The organism is Bradyrhizobium sp. A11, assembly GCF_042077125.1.
GTDB classification, from domain to species: Bacteria; Pseudomonadota; Alphaproteobacteria; order Rhizobiales; family Xanthobacteraceae; genus Bradyrhizobium; species Bradyrhizobium japonicum_B.
The window spans coordinates 1,038,083-1,054,461 of the sequence record NZ_CP149509.1 but is presented as its reverse complement, the minus strand read 5'-3'; the positions used below and the strand labels follow the sequence as shown (position 1 = coordinate 1,054,461).

General features: G+C 65.0%; 13 protein-coding genes. 1 reads left to right on the top strand and 12 read right to left on the bottom strand.

What is annotated here, in order from left to right:
* Positions 1–6 precede the first annotated feature (6 nt).
* The 12 genes from WI560_RS04860 to WI560_RS04805 form a co-directional block, all read right to left on the bottom strand.
* A complete protein-coding gene (locus WI560_RS04860; protein ID WP_375308774.1) occupies positions 7–846 on the bottom strand; it encodes a universal stress protein in 840 nt (279 codons plus the stop codon).
* Between the two features lie 254 nt (positions 847–1,100).
* The gene (gene ftsH / locus WI560_RS04855; protein WP_097659839.1) at positions 1,101–3,026 is read right to left on the bottom strand and encodes an ATP-dependent zinc metalloprotease FtsH; all 1,926 of its coding nucleotides are present in this window, start codon (positions 3,024–3,026) and stop codon (positions 1,101–1,103) included.
* Between the two features lie 275 nt (positions 3,027–3,301).
* Positions 3,302–4,360, bottom strand: coding sequence for a tRNA lysidine(34) synthetase TilS (tilS, locus tag WI560_RS04850; RefSeq protein WP_375307094.1), 1,059 nt, complete (start codon positions 4,358–4,360; stop codon positions 3,302–3,304).
* A gap of 82 nt (positions 4,361–4,442) precedes the next feature.
* Positions 4,443–5,537, bottom strand: a complete 1,095-nt coding sequence (ybgF, locus tag WI560_RS04845; protein ID WP_375307093.1) for a tol-pal system protein YbgF — start codon at positions 5,535–5,537, stop codon at positions 4,443–4,445.
* 204 nt (positions 5,538–5,741) lie between these two features.
* Entirely contained in the window at positions 5,742–6,230 is a 489-nt protein-coding gene (pal, locus tag WI560_RS04840; RefSeq protein ID WP_018317777.1) for a peptidoglycan-associated lipoprotein Pal, read from the bottom strand.
* A 266-nt stretch (positions 6,231–6,496) separates the two neighbouring features.
* Positions 6,497–7,237 carry a hypothetical protein gene (locus WI560_RS04835; protein ID WP_049820397.1) on the bottom strand — a complete coding sequence of 247 codons (741 nt, stop codon included), beginning with the start codon at positions 7,235–7,237 and terminating at the stop codon, positions 6,497–6,499.
* A gap of 143 nt (positions 7,238–7,380) precedes the next feature.
* Positions 7,381–9,711, bottom strand: coding sequence for a putative bifunctional diguanylate cyclase/phosphodiesterase (locus tag WI560_RS04830; protein ID WP_375307092.1), 2,331 nt, complete (start codon positions 9,709–9,711; stop codon positions 7,381–7,383).
* Positions 9,712–9,950: 239 nt separating this feature from the next.
* Positions 9,951–11,300, bottom strand: coding sequence for a Tol-Pal system beta propeller repeat protein TolB (gene tolB, locus WI560_RS04825; RefSeq protein ID WP_375308773.1), 1,350 nt, complete (start codon positions 11,298–11,300; stop codon positions 9,951–9,953).
* Between the two features lie 41 nt (positions 11,301–11,341).
* Positions 11,342–12,301: a protein TolA gene (locus WI560_RS04820; RefSeq protein ID WP_375307091.1), complete on the bottom strand. Its 960-nt coding sequence runs from the start codon at positions 12,299–12,301 to the stop codon at positions 11,342–11,344.
* Positions 12,302–12,304: 3 nt separating this feature from the next.
* Entirely contained in the window at positions 12,305–12,754 is a 450-nt protein-coding gene (gene tolR / locus WI560_RS04815; RefSeq protein ID WP_220008967.1) for a protein TolR, read from the bottom strand.
* A gap of 43 nt (positions 12,755–12,797) precedes the next feature.
* Positions 12,798–13,514, bottom strand: a complete 717-nt coding sequence (tolQ, locus tag WI560_RS04810) for a protein TolQ (protein ID WP_028138400.1) — start codon at positions 13,512–13,514, stop codon at positions 12,798–12,800.
* 599 nt (positions 13,515–14,113) lie between these two features.
* Positions 14,114–14,881: a serine acetyltransferase gene (locus WI560_RS04805; protein ID WP_375307090.1), complete on the bottom strand. Its 768-nt coding sequence runs from the start codon at positions 14,879–14,881 to the stop codon at positions 14,114–14,116.
* Positions 14,882–15,184: 303 nt separating this feature from the next.
* Between WI560_RS04805 and WI560_RS04800 the strand changes: the two genes are divergently transcribed.
* A complete protein-coding gene (locus WI560_RS04800; protein WP_375307089.1) occupies positions 15,185–16,348 on the top strand; it encodes an acyl-CoA desaturase in 1,164 nt (387 codons plus the stop codon).
* The last annotated feature ends 31 nt before the right edge of the window (positions 16,349–16,379 follow it).

The window sequence follows — 16,379 nt, the reverse complement described above, 5'->3', positions numbered from 1 at the left end:
CAATCGTCAATGCGAGAACAGAATCGGGATCGGCGGCTTGGACAGCAGGCCCCTGGTCGCGCCGCCGAGCACGAATTCCCGCCATCTCGGCGTTCCGTACGCGCCCATCACGAGGACGTCGATGCCGTGGGATAGCACGTAAGACGTCAGGACCTCGTCGATCGGCTTGCCCTCGGCATCGATCTCGTCGCACACGACCTCGATGCCGTGACGAGCGAGGTTCTTCGCCAGCTCTTCGCCCGAATGTTTGGAATCCAGGGCCTTTTCGTTCGTGACGGTCACGACGCGCACACGTCCTGCGTTCTCGAGCAAAGGAAGCGCATCGGAAACCGCTCGCGCAGCGGTGCGGCTGAAGTCCCAGGCCACGCAAACGGCATCGAGCTGGAATGGACGCGATCGGGGAGCGGCGGGCAGGATCAGCGTCGGCCTTCCGGATTCGAAGATCACCTCTTCTGCGTACCATCGATCATGGGAGTCCGGCACCGCCATGATCGTGAGATCGCGGAGCCTTGCATAATCTGCCAGCAGTGCGGCCTCGCCGGCGGATGCACATTGCTCGAAGATGGTCTCGTGCCGAACGCCGGACTTCGCCGCCGAGGCTTCGAATGCCGCGAGCAGCGCTTGCGCATTCTCGCGGCTCTTGGTTGCCTCGCGCGCAACAAGCGCGGGTATGTCCAGGATGACATCCCCGAGCAGGCTTGCGCGCACTTCCGCATGGACTTCGCAGGAAATGGCTGCGAGGTGCGCATCCAGGACGGCGGCCACCGAAACGGCATCGTCGATCACCGAAACCGGCGTCGGTTCCGGATAGCTCGCCAGGGTCAGCAGAATATCCTTGAAAGCCATGTGTCCCTCCTTTGACGAGTCGGAGCCTAACGCCCAGGCGGGGCTCGTTATTGATCGACCGCAGCGATTCGGCCGGGATGGCTGTGGCAAAACGGCCTAGGCGCGGACGGCGCCGACCGGAACAGAGCGCCCTGGTTCGGCGGTGCTCGCTTTGCCGGAAGCAGCCAGGATGCCGGCTCGCGATCGCGCGCTTGGAGGACAGAAAAAACGCGGCGTTTCCGCCGCGTTCTTCAATTCGGTGTGCCGCTGCTCGATTACGCCTGCGGCTGCGGCTCCAGGCCGGGATCCGCATCGGGCCGCGGGCGCGGCGACTTGCCGGCCGGAGGCACCGCGGAGGCGCGCGGCGTGGTCGGCTCGAGCACAGATTCGCGGTTCGGCTTCTTGCCCTTGAGCAGATCGACGATCTCGTCGCCGCTCAGCGTCTCGAACTCGAGCAGACCCTTGGCCAGCGCCTCGAGGTCGGCATGCTTCTCGGTGAGGATGCGGGTCGCTTCCTTGTAGCCTTCCTCGACCAGACGGCGGATCTCGGAGTCGATCTTCTGCACCGTCGCCTCGGAGGCGTTCTGGGTCCGCGACACCGACATGCCCAGAAACACTTCGTCCTGGTTCTCGCCGTAGGAGACCGTGCCGAGCTCTTCCGACAGGCCCCAGCGCGTCACCATCATGCGAGCCAGCCGCGTGGCCTGCTCGATGTCGGAGGCGGCGCCCGAGGTCACCTTCTCGCGGCCGAAGATCAGCTCTTCGGCGACGCGGCCGCCCATCATGATGGCGAGGCGCGAGGTCATCTGCTCCAGAGACATCGACAGCTTGTCGCGCTCGGGCAACTGCATGACCATGCCGAGCGCGCGGCCGCGCGGGATGATGGTCGCCTTGTGGATCGGATCGGTCGCGGGCACGTTGAGGCCGACGATGGCGTGGCCGCCCTCGTGATAGGCCGTCAAGAGCTTCTCTTCCTCGGTCATGACGAGCGACTTGCGCTCGGCGCCCATCATCACCTTGTCCTTGGCCTCCTCGAACTCGGCCTGCGTCACCATCCGCTTGTTGCGGCGGGCGGCGGTGAGCGCAGCCTCGTTGACGAGGTTCATCAGGTCGGCGCCGGAGAAGCCCGGGGTGCCGCGCGCGATGGTCTTGAGGTTGATATCCGGCGCCAAGGGCACCTTGCGGACGTGAACCTTGAGGATCTGCTCGCGGCCGACGACGTCAGGATTGGGCACCACGACCTGACGGTCGAAGCGGCCCGGACGCAGCAGCGCGGGATCGAGCACGTCGGGGCGGTTGGTCGCTGCGATCAGGATCACGCCCTCATTGGCCTCGAAGCCGTCCATCTCGACCAGCAGCTGGTTCAGCGTCTGCTCGCGCTCGTCATTGCCGCCGCCGAGGCCGGCACCGCGGTGACGGCCGACGGCGTCGATTTCGTCGATGAAGATGATGCAGGGCGCGTTCTTCTTGGCCTGCTCGAACATGTCGCGCACACGAGAGGCGCCGACGCCGACGAACATCTCGACGAAGTCCGAACCGGAGATGGTGAAGAACGGCACGTTGGCTTCGCCCGCGACCGCACGCGCGATCAAGGTCTTACCGGTGCCGGGAGGGCCGACCAGCAGCACGCCGCGCGGAATGCGGCCGCCGAGGCGCTGGAATTTGCCGGGATCGCGCAGGAATTCGACGATCTCCTGCAGGTCCTGCTTGGCCTCGTCGACGCCGGCGACGTCCTCGAAGGTGACGCGGCCATGCGCTTCAGTCAGCATCTTGGCGCGCGACTTGCCGAAGCCCATCGCCTTGCCGGCGCCGCCCTGCATCTGCCGCGACAGGAAGATCCACACGCCGATCAGCGCGATGAAGGGCAGCCAGGAGACCAGCAGCGAGACGAACCACGGCACGTTGTCGCCCGGCGGCTTCGCGGTGATCTGCACCTTGCTGTCGTACAGGCGCTTCACCAGCGTCGGGTCGTTCGGCGCATAGGTCTGGAAGCTGGAGCCGTTGGTGAAGGTGCCATGAATGTCCGGGCCCTGGATCACGACGTCGCGCACATTGCCGCGGTCAACCTCGCTCAGGAGTTGCGAGAACGCGATGTCCTGCGAGGAGGCTCGCTGCCCCGGATTCTGGAAGAGCGTGAACAACGCCAACAGCAGCAAAACAATGATGACCCAGAGGGCGAAATTGCGCAGATTGGCGTTCATCGATCTTCCTTCGTGGTCGCGCGGATCGCGGCCTGGTCCTTCAGGAGTTACTTGGGCGAGCTAGAGAAAATCCCCAAGGAATCCTCTCGGTTACGCATACAATCTAGGTGCCGCCCGGGTCGCTGCCAAGGGAATGAGATGGGACTATTTAGCCCATCTTAGAGCGATTCCCGCTGAAAAAATGGCGCCCGGAGCGGGGTTCTTCGTGCCTGGTTAAGGTGTCCTGACGGTGCGGGGCCGAAATGGCTGGTGTCATGATCCGCCCTCGCCCACGCCTATCCGCCCTTGCGGCGCCGGGCCGGCGCCGGTGCGATGTGGATACGCCCGCCGGCAAGGCTGATCAAGGCTCCCGCAAGGGTCTGCTTCAGGACCGGCTGGCGACCGGCGCGGGCGCGGAGACTTGCCGCAATAGCCTGATCCAGCACGGACATCAGGGTTTCGACCTTGCCGAGTTCCGCAGGCCCTTCATGCCCCAGCGCGTTGATGGCCCGCAGCAAGAGCCGCAGCCGGACCTCATCCGGCAGGGCGGCAAAGGCCGCAGCCTCGAAGCTTCGCGCTCCCGACTGCGGCGCTTCGCCGCGATCCCGCAAACGGAGGAAGCGCTCGGCGCCGTCGGCCAGCACCTCGACCGCCGCATTGGCCCGCGCCAGCCTGGCCGCAAGCCGCGCCAGATTCCTGCTGTCGCCGCCCTCGGCCGCGAGAAGCGGCAGCAGCGCGCGCAGCCGCGGCCGGGTGAAGGCGGTGTCGCGGTTGGTGGGGTCGTCGGCAAAGCCGATCTTGGCCCGCTTCAAGGTCGCGACCAGCTGCGACTTCGGGACGTCGAGCAGCGGCCGCGCCAGCACGATGCCGTCGCGCTCGCTGAGAGGGGCCATGGCCGACAGTCCCGCAAGTCCACTGCCGCGCAACAGGCGCATCAACAACGTCTCGGCCTGGTCGTCGCGGGTATGGGCGGTCAGCACGTGGCTCGCGCCGACGGCACGGGCGGCGTCTGCGAGCAGACGGTAGCGCGCCTCGCGCGCGGCCGCCGGCAGCCCCGTCTTCGGCTTGGCGCCACGCCAGCGCAGGGTCCGGTGCGGCAGTCCGAGCTCGGCGGCGAGCCGCTTGACCTCGCGCGCCTCGCGCCCCGCCTCTTGCCGCAGGCCGTGATCGACCGTGACGACGGTGAGCAGCGGCGCGCGCGGAAGGCTGCGCTGCCAGCGCGCCGCAAGCCACATCAGCGCGACCGAATCGGGGCCGCCGGAGACGGCGAGCACCAGCGCCGGCGCGCTCTTCAGGCCGGCGAAGAGGCGGCTCGCCTCGCGGGTGGAGATCGGAGAATTGTCATCGTCTGACATGGCGCTGCCCGGCAATCGCCAGCGAATGGCGGGCGCAATCTAGCGCAGCGCCATCCGCTTTGTCAGCGATCCGCGCGGTGGATCAGCACTTCACCCGCTTCTGCTCGCGGTCCACCGCCGCTTTGACGCCGGCGGAGGCGCGCGGATATTTGCGGCCGACCTCGCCGAAGGCGGCGCAGGCGGCCTCCTTCTCCTTTAGGGCGCCGAGCGACTGGCCGAGCCGGAGCAGCGCATCCGGGGCCTTGGCCGATTTTTCGTACTTGGTGGTGACGGCGAGGAAGGCTTCCGCGGAATCGCGGTATTGCTGGCGCTGGAAGTAGCTCTCGCCGAGCCAATATTGCGCGTCTCCGAGCAGCGGATCGCTCGGATATTTCTGCGCAAAATTCTTCATGGTCTGCTCGGCGAGGGCATAGTCCTTGCGCTGCATGTAGCCGATGCCGAGGTCGAACTCGTCGCGCGGCGTGGCCGAGGGCGGCAGCGTGGTCAAACCGGGGGCGCCTGCAGGCGCCGGATAACCGGGCTGGGCCGCCGGGGGTGCTCCCGGCGACTGATAGCGAGGGCTGGTGTTGGCGAGATCAAGCGGCTCGCCGGCGCCGCGACCGCCGGGCGAGCCGATCTGGCCGCCGGGCGAGCCAATCTGGCCGCCGGGCGAGCCGACCTGACTGCCTGCCGACATCGGTTGCTGCCCGCCGCCGAGCGCGCGCGGCGCGCCGGGGGCATTCGGGTTCTGGTTGGGATCGAAGGCATCGCCGCGGCGGCGTGTGCCGGGGGCGCCGGGCGCCGGCTGCTCCTGAACGATCGGCGCGGGAGATGCGATCTGCGGCTGCTCGTAATGCGGCTGTACGGCCTGCTGCTGCGGCTGGCGATAGCCCGGCGCGACCTGACTTGGTGCGATCTGGGCGGGCGGCATCGCCGCGGCACTGGGCGCCTGTCCGGGCGCGGCCTGCGCGCCGCCCTCGAGCGCCCGCAGCCGCTCCTCGAGCTGGCGGTTGCGGTATTGCAGCTCTTCGTTCTGGCCGGTGAGCTGGCGCAGCTGGTTCTCCAGCCGCTCGATCCGCATCTCGGGATCGGCATCATCCGATTGCGCGAAGATCGATTGCGCGAGTGCGGGCGAGCACAAAGAGAGCAGCGCGGCGGTCGCCACGGTGCCGGTAATTGCCTTGAATTTCGATGACATCTTGCCCTGACGACGAAAGCGACGTGGCGCGCGGCGGACCATTCGCCGCGCCACACAATGAGAAAGGGAGTACGCCAAAACTGTGACTGCCACCAAGAGGTTTTAGGTCACGGATTGCTGATACGAAACCGGCGCCCGAGAGGGCGCCGGCATAATCGGTTTCTGAAGATGAACGGCGCCTGACCGAACGTCAGGATCTCGGCGTCAGGAGCTCGCGTTCAGCACGGTGACGGCGCGACGGTTCTGCGACCAGCACGAGATGTCGTTACAGACGGCGACCGGCCGCTCCTTGCCGTAGGAGATCGTGCGCATGCGGTTCGGATCGATGCCGCGCGAGGCGAGGAACGAACGCACCGACTGGGCACGGCGGGCGCCGAGCGCGATGTTGTATTCGCGGGTGCCACGCTCGTCGGCATGACCTTCGACGGTGAAGCTGTAGCGCGGATAGGTCTGGAGCCACTGCGCCTGCTTTTCCAGGGTCACGATCGCCTGCGGGGTCAGATCGGTCTGGTCGCTTTCGAAGAACACGCGGTCGCCGACGTTAACGACGAAATCCTGCTGGCTGCCGGGCGTCGCCGCATTGGCCATCGCATCCGTCGCGGCATTCTTGTTGGCGCAGGCGCCCATCGACAGCGCGACGGCGAGCACCGCGACCAGCTTCAATCCCTGGAGGATACGCATAGGATGTTTCATTCCGGAGCCTCCACGCTCACGTTAGTCCACTGCTGTCCGGTCTACAGGGGGTTGGTTAAGCGAACGTTCCGTCAACCTTGACGGAACCTTGCCTCAGCCGATCAAATGCCCCCAACCGGCGAAAAGCACCCGTCATGGTTAATGGGTTGTAAATGTGGCGCGAGGGTGAAGGCAAGAGTCCGAACCGGCGAAACCGGCCAAAAATAAGCCCGGTCCCGGCCTGGCGCTGGACTGCAGCTCGGTTCGAGGGCAGGCCCCGACGGCTCTCAGGAATAGACGACCAGCTTCGGACGTTCGGAGGCCAGTTTCGGCGAGACGCCGCTCAGCGATGACGCACTGCTGGGCCCAAACAGCATGCGTCGCTCGAAGGCACTCGAGCGCATGATCGGAAAACGCGTTAACACCCTTTCCCGCACGGCGCGGAAGTCGGACGCCATCAACGCGACCTTTGCCAAGGCATTCGGGAACAAGCGCGGTTCTGCGATGGTCTCGTTGAGAAAGACCCGGCGATAGAACGCCTCGTGCGCGGGACGGACGAGCGCGAGCCCGGTATCGGCATTAAAATGTTCGCAGGCCAGGAAGACGAGCCGCACCGTCACATAAGGCAGCTCCGGAAAACACTTGGCTTTTTCCGGGCTTGCGACGAAGCGGGCCGGATCGATGAAGACTTCGCCGCGATCGAGGCGGGGGTGAAGAACGTCGCCGAACAAGTCGGTGGTGCAGGACGCCCGCTGTTCTGACGTCAGCACGTGAAGACGGATAGAGCTGCAGAGCTCTCCGTCGACATACACTCCGAAGATCCGGGCATTGGGTGCATCGTCGTAGCTATCGCTGTAGCGCTCGGACTCCGACGGCGGAATCAATCCGCCACGCGTATAGGCCCGATAGCGCATCTGATAGAGCTGATCTTTCTCCTCAGGAGTCTCGATGGATCGGTAGTCGACGCGGTCGAACAGCGCTCCCCCCCGCACAGAGAGCGAAGCGCGCGGTTCGGCTTCGGGCTTCATCCAACTTTCCTCAACTGACAAACAACCCTCGCGGGTGGAATAGGATTAACACCTTCTTAACGCCGGCGCAATTGAAGCGCCGGGTTAGGGTTAACCCTGCCAGTTGCAGAGAACCAGGGATTTCCCGCAGTTTTACGGAGGTGTCAGGCGATCGATCGCGAGGCGACGGTCAGCTGATCGTCGGGCAAGCGGCGGCCGTGCGAGGCATTCAGCAATTGCCGAACCCGGATGGCGGGCACCGGCCGGCTGAAAAGATAGCCCTGTCCTTCGGTGATGGTCCCGTCGGCGCTGATCAGCTCGAGCTGCTCGTTGGTCTCGATGCCCTCGACCACCACCGACATGCCGAGATCGGCAGCCAGCCGCGCCACCCCGCGCAACAGAGTCAGCGGCCGATCGGTATCGATGCCTTCGAGGAAGGAGCGGTCGATCTTGACCTTCTGCATCGGGAAATTGTGCAGATAGCTCAGGCTGGAATAGCCGGTGCCAAAATCGTCGAGCGAGATGCGCACGCCAAGCGCATGAAGCTGCGAGAGGATGTCGTGCGTGAGCTGGGTGTTGCGCAGCAGCGAGGACTCGGTGATCTCGATCTCCAGCCGATGCGTCGGCAGGCCCGAAACTTCGAGCGCGTAGCGGATCTCGCTCAGCACATCGCGCTGGTGGAATTGCTGGGGCGAGAAGTTGACCGCGACGCTGACGCCGTCCGGCCACTTCATGCATTCCATGCAGGCCCGCCGCAGGATCCAGCGGCCGAGATCGACGATCAGGCCCATGTCCTCGGCAACCGGGATGATGTCGACCGGCGAGACCGTGCCGCGCACCGGATGGTTCCAGCGCAGCAGCGCCTCGCAGGTGGTGATCTTGCCGGTCTTGAGGTTGACCAGCGGCTGATAGAACAGCTCGAATTCCTCGTTGGCGAGCGCCTTGCGCAAGTCCAGCTCCAGGATGCGGCGGGCCTCGACGGTCGCCGCCATCTCGTCGCGGAAGAAGCAGAAGGTACCGCGGCCGTCGGCCTTGGCCCGGTACAGCGCCATGTCGGCGTTCTTGAGCAGCGTGTCGGCGCTGGCGCTGCCATCCGGCGAGGTCAGCGCAATGCCGACGCTCGCGCCGATCTCGACGAGGTGGTTGTCGATGCGATAGCGCTCGCTGAGGCGCTCGACGATGCGGCGGGCGAGGCTGGCGGCGTCCTCCGGCGAAGAGATGTTCTGCTGGAACACGACGAATTCGTCGCCGCCGAAGCGGGCGACGAAATCGTCGGGCCGCAGCATCTCGCGCAAGCGATTGGCAACCGCGCACAGCAGCTGGTCGCCGCAGGGATGGCCAAGCGTGTCGTTGACCTGCTTGAACTGGTCGAGGTCGACGAACAGAAGTGCGGAGAGGCGCTCGGCATGATGCGAATTCGCCAGCAGCCGCTCGATCTCGTCGTGGAAGCTGACCCGGTTGGGCAATGCCGTGAGCTCGTCGTAGCGGGCAAGATGGGTGATCCTCGCCTCGGCGTTCTTGCGCTCGGTGATGTCCTCGATCAGCATGACCGTGCCGCCATCGGCCATTGGCTGGAAGGTCCAGGACAGCGCGCGCCCGCGCGCGATATCCGGATCCGAGGTCAGGAGCTCGCGGACCCGTCCGTCCTCGATCTCCCGGAGGATCAGGTTGCCGTTCTCGGCCGAGATGGAGCCGCCGCTGACGCACGCCGCGATGATTTCGGATGCATTGGGGCCGCGCTGGACGAGATCGTCGGGCAGATTCATCATTTCGCTGAAACGATGATTCATCACCGCAAGCTGACCGTCGACACGGAACATGCACAGCCCATGGGGCATGTTGTTCAGCGCGCTGTCGAACTGGCCCGCCAGGGCCGCTTCGCGTTCGCGCGCGACGAGCGCCCGCATGAATATCCTGTGCAGATTGGCCGAGATTTGTATGACGGCCACCAGAAACGCGGCGCACAGGACTGACATGACGATGTAATAGGGCGTGCCACGCCACGCCAGCGCGACCACCGTCGAGCCGAAGCAAAGCGTAGCCTGCAGCTGGTATATCCATTGCCGTCCGTAGGCCCGGCCTGCACCACCCGCCACGAAGCCCGTGGTCGTGGAGAGAGAGATCATATGGGCGACGGCATCGTCGCTGACCAACAGCGTGGTCGTGCTCCAGATGCCGACGGCGGCGGCCTGGATCATCGCCCCGATCTGATGCCGGTTCTTCCATCGCGCCGCTTCGTCGGTGGTCAGCGTCGATTTGCGCATCTGATACCGCCGCAAGTCGAACGCCCGGATAGCGCCGGCGAGGATCAGGAGCGCCACACACGCCCAGATCAAAGGTTCTCCCGTCTTCAGCGCGGTCGCGGCCGCCGCGACGACGCCGAAGACAAGCCCCGTCAGCAAGGGAGCTGGAGTTTCGAACAGCGAATCGATCAGCGCGGCCGAAACCCTCGGCGACGCCGGCTCAGGTTCTCCACTCTGGCTTGCGAACTGCATTGGTGTTTGTACGCGCGTCCTGTTTGGCGCGTAGTTTTACCCGGCTCAGGTGAAGTCTTTCTGAGGGAACATCGTTAAAGTCGAGTTGTTTTTCGGCAATGCCGAACCAATTCCAGCTTAAAAATCAAGCAGTTAGGCAAGCCTTGCCGGGCGCAAGGTGAAGAAAGGCTTACCCGCCTCGTCGAAAGTGAGAAAATCGGCGCGATTTTCGAAAAGATCGCGCGTTCCGAATCTGCGTTCTATTGACCCGCCGTCGAGGACAGCAACGGCGACCAGGCCGGGTCGGAGGCGAAGCCCGGCGTCGGCACCTTGAGCTCGTTGCGACCGGAGATGTCGACGCTGTACAGCGAGGGCCCGCCATTGCCGCCGGGGTCGCGGAAGAACATCAGCACGCGGCCGTTCGGGGAGAAGGTCGGACCTTCATTGTGGAAGCCGGAAGTCAGCAGCCGCTCGCCGGAGCCGTCGGGCTTCATGACGCCGATCGCGAACTGCCCGCCGCCTTGCCTCGTGAAGGCGATGTAGTCGCCCTTCGGCGACCACACCGGGGTCGAATAGCTGGCATTGGTGTCGTCCTTGGAGAAGGAGATGCGCTGCGCCTGCCCGCCGCCCGCCGCCATCACGTAGATCTGCGACCGGCCGCCGCGATCGGACTCGAAGCAGATGCGGGTGCCGTCCGGTGAATAGGACGGCGAGGTGTCGATCGCCGGCGTGTCGGTGAGGCGGGTGGTCGAGCGCGAGCGCAGATCCATCACGAACAGGTTGGAATTGCCGCCCTGCTGCAGGCTCATGATGACGCGCTGGCCGTCCGGCGAGAAGCGCGGCGCAAAGGTCATGCCGGGGAAGTTGCCGACGATCTCGCGCTGGCCGGTCTCGATGTTGAAGAGATAGACCTTCGGATCGCCCTGGCCGAACTCCATGTAGGTGATCTCTTGCGAGTTCGGCGAAAAACGCGGCGTCAGCACGAGGTCGGAGCCGCGGGTCAGATAGCGCACATTGGCGCCGTCCTGGTCCATCATCGCAAGCCGCTTGACGCGGCGCTCCTTCGGGCCGCTCTCGTCCACGAACACCACGCGGCTGTCGAAATAGCCTTTCTCGCCGGTCATCCGCTCGTAGATCTGGTCGGAGATGATGTGGGCGATGCGGCGCCAATATTCCGGCGAGGTGAAATATTGCTGGCCGGCAAGCTGCTGGCCGGAGATCACGTCCCACAGGCGGAATTCGGCCTTGAGCCTGCCATCGGGCTGGCGCGTCATGCGGCCGGTGACGAGGGCCTGCGCGTTCAGCGTCTTCCAGTTCTGGAATTGCGGCGCGACGTCCATGTTGCTGATGCGCTCGATGAAGGCGGCCTGGTCGATCGGCGCGAACAGGCCCGAGCGCTTCAGATTGTTGGTGATGACCTGCGTGACGCCGTTGCCGACGTCGCCATCGGAGGGCGAGCCGGGCAGGAAGTTGGTGATCGCGATCGGAATCGGCTGGAATGCATTTGGGTCGATGCGGATGCGACCGTCCTGGCCTTGAGCGAAGGCTCGCCCGCTTCCGAGCATGGCAAGCGTCGATCCGGTCAGCGTCATGAAGCGGCGGCGGTTCATCGATCGGACGTCATTCATTGCAAAATTCTTTTGTTCGGATGTCACAACATGTCTTTCAGGCCGAAAGTCATCGGAATGAGCTTCCAGCTCTCGTACTGCTGCTTCGGCATGAACGAATAGACCTGACACTGCACGATGGCGCGCTTGGCGCTCTCGGCAATGGCCTGAGCAATCGAGCGTGACGGTCCTCGCACAGCGACGACGATCGGCTCCGAAGCCAGCGATCCGTCGATCTTCATGGGAATGTCGATGTCGGCTTCGTACTGATCGGCATCCTGGCCATTATAGGTGGGCGTGAAGCAGCGCTTGACCGCGCCCTGGAACGCACCGCGCCACGTCGCGACGTTGTTGGCGGCAGTCCCTGTCGCCGCTCCCAACGCGGCCGACGCATTCAGAGCGGAGCCAGTCAGCTCGTGCCGGGTCGCGGCGCGCTTGTCGAGATCGCGCTGGATCTGCGCGGGATCGAAGGTGCGCTCCTTCGGCTTCGGCTGCTGCTGCGGCTGCACCGCCGCGACCTTCTGCTCCACGGGCTTCGGCGGCGGCTTCTTGATGTCCAGCTTCTTCTGCAGCTCGGCGATCGGATCTTCCTTGGCCGGATCAGGCTTCTTTTCCTGCGGCTTCGGCTCTTCCTTCGGCTTCGCCTCGGCGACGGGCTTCGGCGGCTCGGGCTTCTTCTCGACCGGCTTTTCGACGGGCTTTGGCGGCGGCTCGGGCTGCGAATTGGTCTTGATCAGCTCTTTCTTCTCGGTGACCTTGCCGACGGCGTCTTCCTCGGGCTTGGGTTCGGCGATCTTCTCGACCTTGGGCTTCGGCTCTTCCTTCTTGCCGGTCTTCTGCCCGGCCATCATCTTGGCGAGCTGATCGGTGGAGATGATGTCGACCGGCAGCGACTCCTCAGGCGCGATGTAGGCCTTGCTGCTGAAGGTGACGAGCCCCCATCCCAGCACGAGGACGTGGAGGGCAATCGACGCAACGAGTGTCTTGTCGACGTTCACCTTCACCGCTTACCCCTGATCCGCTTCCGTGACGAGGGCGAGCTTCTTGAATCCGGCGCCGGACAACAGGCCCATCACCTTGGCCACCGTGCCGTAATCCGCCTTCTTGTCGGCGCGCAGATAGATGCGTTCCTCGAGCCCGCCGCGCGCGTCCGTGATCGCCTTCAGCTTGGGGACCAGCTCGTTGATGGCGATCTCGGAATCGTTGATGAACACCTTGCCCTTGATGTCGACCGACATCTGGATCGGCTTCTGGTCGTTGTTCTCGAGGCTCTTGGCCTGGGTCTGCGGCAGGTCGAGCGGCACGCCGACCGTGAGCATCGGCGCCGACACCATGAAGATGATGAGCAGCACCAGCATCACGTCGACCATCGGCGTGACGTTGATCTCGGCCACGACGGGCTTGCGCCGGCCTCGGCGGCCGCCGCCGCCGGACGAACTCGCAACGTTCATCGCCATGATCGCGTGCCCAAATTGCCCTTCACACTATACATGCCGCCGGTCAGCCCCGCTCGTCGATCTGACGCGACAGAATGGCGGAAAATTCATCGGCGAAGCCTTCCAGCCGCTGGGCCTGCCGGTTCACCTCGGAGGTGAACTTATTGTAGAAGATAGTGGCGGGAATGGCGGCGATAAGGCCGACGGCGGTCGCAAACAGCGCCTCCGCGATGCCCGGCGCCACCACCGCCAGAGAGGTATTTTTCGACGCCGCGATCGACTGGAAGCTCGACATGATGCCCCAGACCGTGCCGAACAGGCCGACGAAGGGGCCGGCGGAGCCGACGGTGGCGAGCACCAGCAGGCGGCGTTCCAGCCGCTCGACCTCGCGGGCGATCGAGACGTTCATGACCTTGTCGATGCGCATCTGCAGGCCCGCGACCGAGCGGGCATGGCTCTCGAACGACCGTTTCCACTCGCGCATCGCCGCGACGAAGCACGCCGCCATCGAATGCGTCGGCTTGGCCGATAGCGTGCGATAGAGCTCCTCGATCGATTCGCCGGACCAGAACGCCTGCTCGAAGCGGTCCATCGAGCGGCGGGTGCGGGCAAACAGGAAGATCTTGTCGATGGCGATGGCCCAGACCCAGACCGAGCAGGCCAGAAGCCCCAGCATCACCGCTTTCACGATCCAGTGAGCCTGCCAGAACAGCGCGATCAGCGACACGTCCGCGGAAGCGGCAACCGGAAGGGCTGACTGAGCCACGTCGGCCGGATTCATAAGCAGTATCCTCTCAAGGCGATCGTTACCCGATGTGCCGGCCAGCAAATGGCTGCCGGTTCCCCAATGACCGCGCTACAACCGGCGCGGCCGGCAAGCCCGCTCAAAGCCTTGTCTTTCGGGGGTGCAGGGGCTCGTCCAAAGCCGGCCGCCTGCATTCCCTGCCAAGATGTCAAAACTATGGGCCTTTGGCCCCGGGCCTTGACGGGCCTCGGCTTCGGGCTTTGGGCGCGACTGCCCGCCCTTACCAGAGCCCGGCGTTGGTTAATGCGAGGTTACCACGGGTGAATTGGGCGGCGGGAAAGACAGGCCGCGCAGGCGGTTGGCGTCCGGACGAGCCCCGTCCGCCTCCCGGACGCACGGCAACGCCCCTGAATTGCGGTGCTGAACCCGGACCCAGGGGGAGATGGTCTACCGGCATCGCGTCGCGGTGCTGGATGCGCCGGGCCAGACCAGCTCGGAGCCGGTCACGCCGCAGCACGGCGGCGAGAGCCGCCGCCAAGCGGCCTGAATCAAAGGCAGGCTGCCGGGGCAGATCTCGGCGACCATGCCTTGGCTCTGGTCGGGCCGCCCGCCACGCCGCTTGATGTGTTCGCGCCTCAAGCCGCCGGCGCGGGCTCGGGGCAGTTGGTCAATCGCGCGGGATTTCCGACCGCGGTGCAGCCAAAGGGAACGTCGGAGGTCACGACCGTGTCGGCGCCGATCCTGGCGCAATCGCCAATCCGGACATCGCCCAAAATGGTCGCGCCCGCACCGATGAACACGCCGCGGCCGATGCGCGGCGAGCGTGGCGGCAGCTCATTGCTGCGGCCGATGCTGACATTCTGGAGGATGGTGACCTCGTCGCCGATCACGACGTTGGCGCCGATCACGACGCCGGTGGCATGATCGAGATAGACGGACGCGCCGATGCTGGCCGCCGGATGAATGCTGACCTGCAGGACGTTCGACGCCTCGTTCTGAAACAGCAGCGCCGCATCGCGCTGGTCACGATGCCAGAGCCAGTTCGAGACGCGCCAGGCTTGCAGCGCGACATAGCCCTTGAAATGCAGCAGCGGCGCCAACAGGCCGGCGATGGCGGGATCGTTGCGCACGATGGCCTGCAAGTCGCGGCCGGCCGCTTCGGTCAGCTCCGGCGAAAAGTGAAAAGCGTCGCGGGAAAAGGCAGCGAAGCGCGCCTGCCCTGCGGGATTGCCGCCGAGCCTGCGCCCGATGAGATCGGCCAGAGCCGCCGCAAGACCGTCATGCGCGAGGACGGTCTCGGCGAGCGATCTGCCGAGGACCGGATCGGATGCAGCCGCACGCTGCGCCTCACCACGTATCTGCTGCCACAGGCGATCGTTCGTCGCGGTCACAGCTGCCGTCATCGCCGCCTCCGGTGTGGGGCTTCCTTCAGGTCTCAAACATAGTCCGTGCGCCCCCTCCGCACCATGCCGCTGCAACCTGAGCAGCATGCCGCAGCTCCCCGTGAGGCTACGAGCTTGCATGCCAGGCATTCGCAACCATATAGTCAGTTGAATCGTCGGCCGAAGCTGCCTTGGCGGCGATGTCCATGCAAAGCAGCTCGTTCGAGCCCCGTGGTGGTCCGCCATCCGCGGGTTTTTCGTACCCGGCGGCCCTCGCTGCCGACACGAATCCCGCACCCCCAATACCTGAGGTCACGCCAAGACATGTCGCCCAACGCGCCCGCCGACGACCACCACGACGACATCATGTATCCCTCCGCCGTGCCGTTCCTGCTGGTCCATCTCGGCTGCGTTGCGGCGATCTGGTCGGGCGTCACATGGCAGGCCGTCGCAATCTGCGTCTCGTTGTACATCGCGCGGATGTTCGGCGTCTGCGCCGGCTACCATCGCTATTTCTCGCATCGGGCGTACGCGACCAGCCGGACGTTTCAGTTCATGCTGGCGTGCCTGGCGCAAAGCAGCGCGCAAAAGAGCGTGTTGTGGTGGGCGGCCAAGCACCGGCACCATCATCTGCATTCCGACACCGAGATCGACGTGCATTCGCCGCGTCATCGCGGCTTCGTGTACAGCCATCTCGGCTGGATCTTCTACCGCCGGCACGATGCGACCGACCTCGTCAAGGTCGGCGATCTCGCGGCCTATCCCGAGCTGATGTGGCTGCATCGGCTCGAGCTGTTGCCGGCGATCGTGCTTGCGGCGCTCTGCTTCCTGGTCGCGGGATGGTCGGGTCTGGTGGTCGGCTTCCTGTGGAGCACGGTGCTGCTCTATCACGCCACCTTCTGCATCAATTCGCTCGCCCATGTGCATGGACGCAAGCGCTACGTGACCGGCGATGATTCCCGCAACAACTGGCTGCTGGCGCTGTTCACCCTGGGTGAAGGCTGGCACAACAATCACCACGCCTACCAGAGCAGCGTGCGTCAGGGCTTCCGCTGGTGGGAGATCGACATCACCTATTACGTCCTCAAAGTGCTGTCCTGGCTCGGAATCGTCTGGAACATGAAGGCGCCGCCCGAACAGGTGCTGCGCAACGAGCAGCCGCTCGGCGCCCGGGTCATCAAGCGGGCGGCCATCGAGCTCGCCGAACGGTTCGATGCACAAAAGCTGGCGCATGCGATCTCCTCGGCGCGGCGTCGGGCCGATCTCGCCCAGCTGCAACTGCCGACGCTGCACGACATCCTCAATCGCGCGCATGACGGCGTGGACGCACTGACACACCTGCATCTGCCGAAGATACCAACCCGCGATGAGTTTCTCACTGAAGCCAGGGCGATCTTCGCGCGAACACGATCGCTCAACGAGATCGTGGATCACGCCTACGCGCATTTCCTGGCTTCGGTGCAGGCCCAGCTCGTGACAGTGCGCTGAACGCTCGGGGTCATGCGCCTTCGATCAAACG

What these genes read in the sequence shown, in the direction of transcription:
- WI560_RS04835 (WP_049820397.1), bottom strand. Translation starts at nt 7,237, where the DNA reads ATGAAGCCCGAAGCCGAACCGCGCGCTTCGCTCTCTGTGCGGGGGGGA.
- WI560_RS04805 (WP_375307090.1), bottom strand. Translation starts at nt 14,881, where the DNA reads ATGACGGCAGCTGTGACCGCGACGAACGATCGCCTGTGGCAGCAGATA.
- tolQ (WP_028138400.1), bottom strand. Translation starts at nt 13,514, where the DNA reads ATGAATCCGGCCGACGTGGCTCAGTCAGCCCTTCCGGTTGCCGCTTCC.
- WI560_RS04830 (WP_375307092.1), bottom strand. Translation starts at nt 9,711, where the DNA reads ATGCAGTTCGCAAGCCAGAGTGGAGAACCTGAGCCGGCGTCGCCGAGG.
- tolR (WP_220008967.1), bottom strand. Translation starts at nt 12,754, where the DNA reads ATGGCGATGAACGTTGCGAGTTCGTCCGGCGGCGGCGGCCGCCGAGGC.
- tilS (WP_375307094.1), bottom strand. Translation starts at nt 4,360, where the DNA reads ATGTCAGACGATGACAATTCTCCGATCTCCACCCGCGAGGCGAGCCGC.
- ybgF (WP_375307093.1), bottom strand. Translation starts at nt 5,537, where the DNA reads ATGTCATCGAAATTCAAGGCAATTACCGGCACCGTGGCGACCGCCGCG.
- ftsH (WP_097659839.1), bottom strand. Translation starts at nt 3,026, where the DNA reads ATGAACGCCAATCTGCGCAATTTCGCCCTCTGGGTCATCATTGTTTTG.
- pal (WP_018317777.1), bottom strand. Translation starts at nt 6,230, where the DNA reads ATGAAACATCCTATGCGTATCCTCCAGGGATTGAAGCTGGTCGCGGTG.
- WI560_RS04860 (WP_375308774.1), bottom strand. Translation starts at nt 846, where the DNA reads ATGGCTTTCAAGGATATTCTGCTGACCCTGGCGAGCTATCCGGAACCG.
- WI560_RS04800 (WP_375307089.1), top strand. Translation starts at nt 15,185, where the DNA reads ATGTCGCCCAACGCGCCCGCCGACGACCACCACGACGACATCATGTAT.
- tolB (WP_375308773.1), bottom strand. Translation starts at nt 11,300, where the DNA reads ATGAACCGCCGCCGCTTCATGACGCTGACCGGATCGACGCTTGCCATG.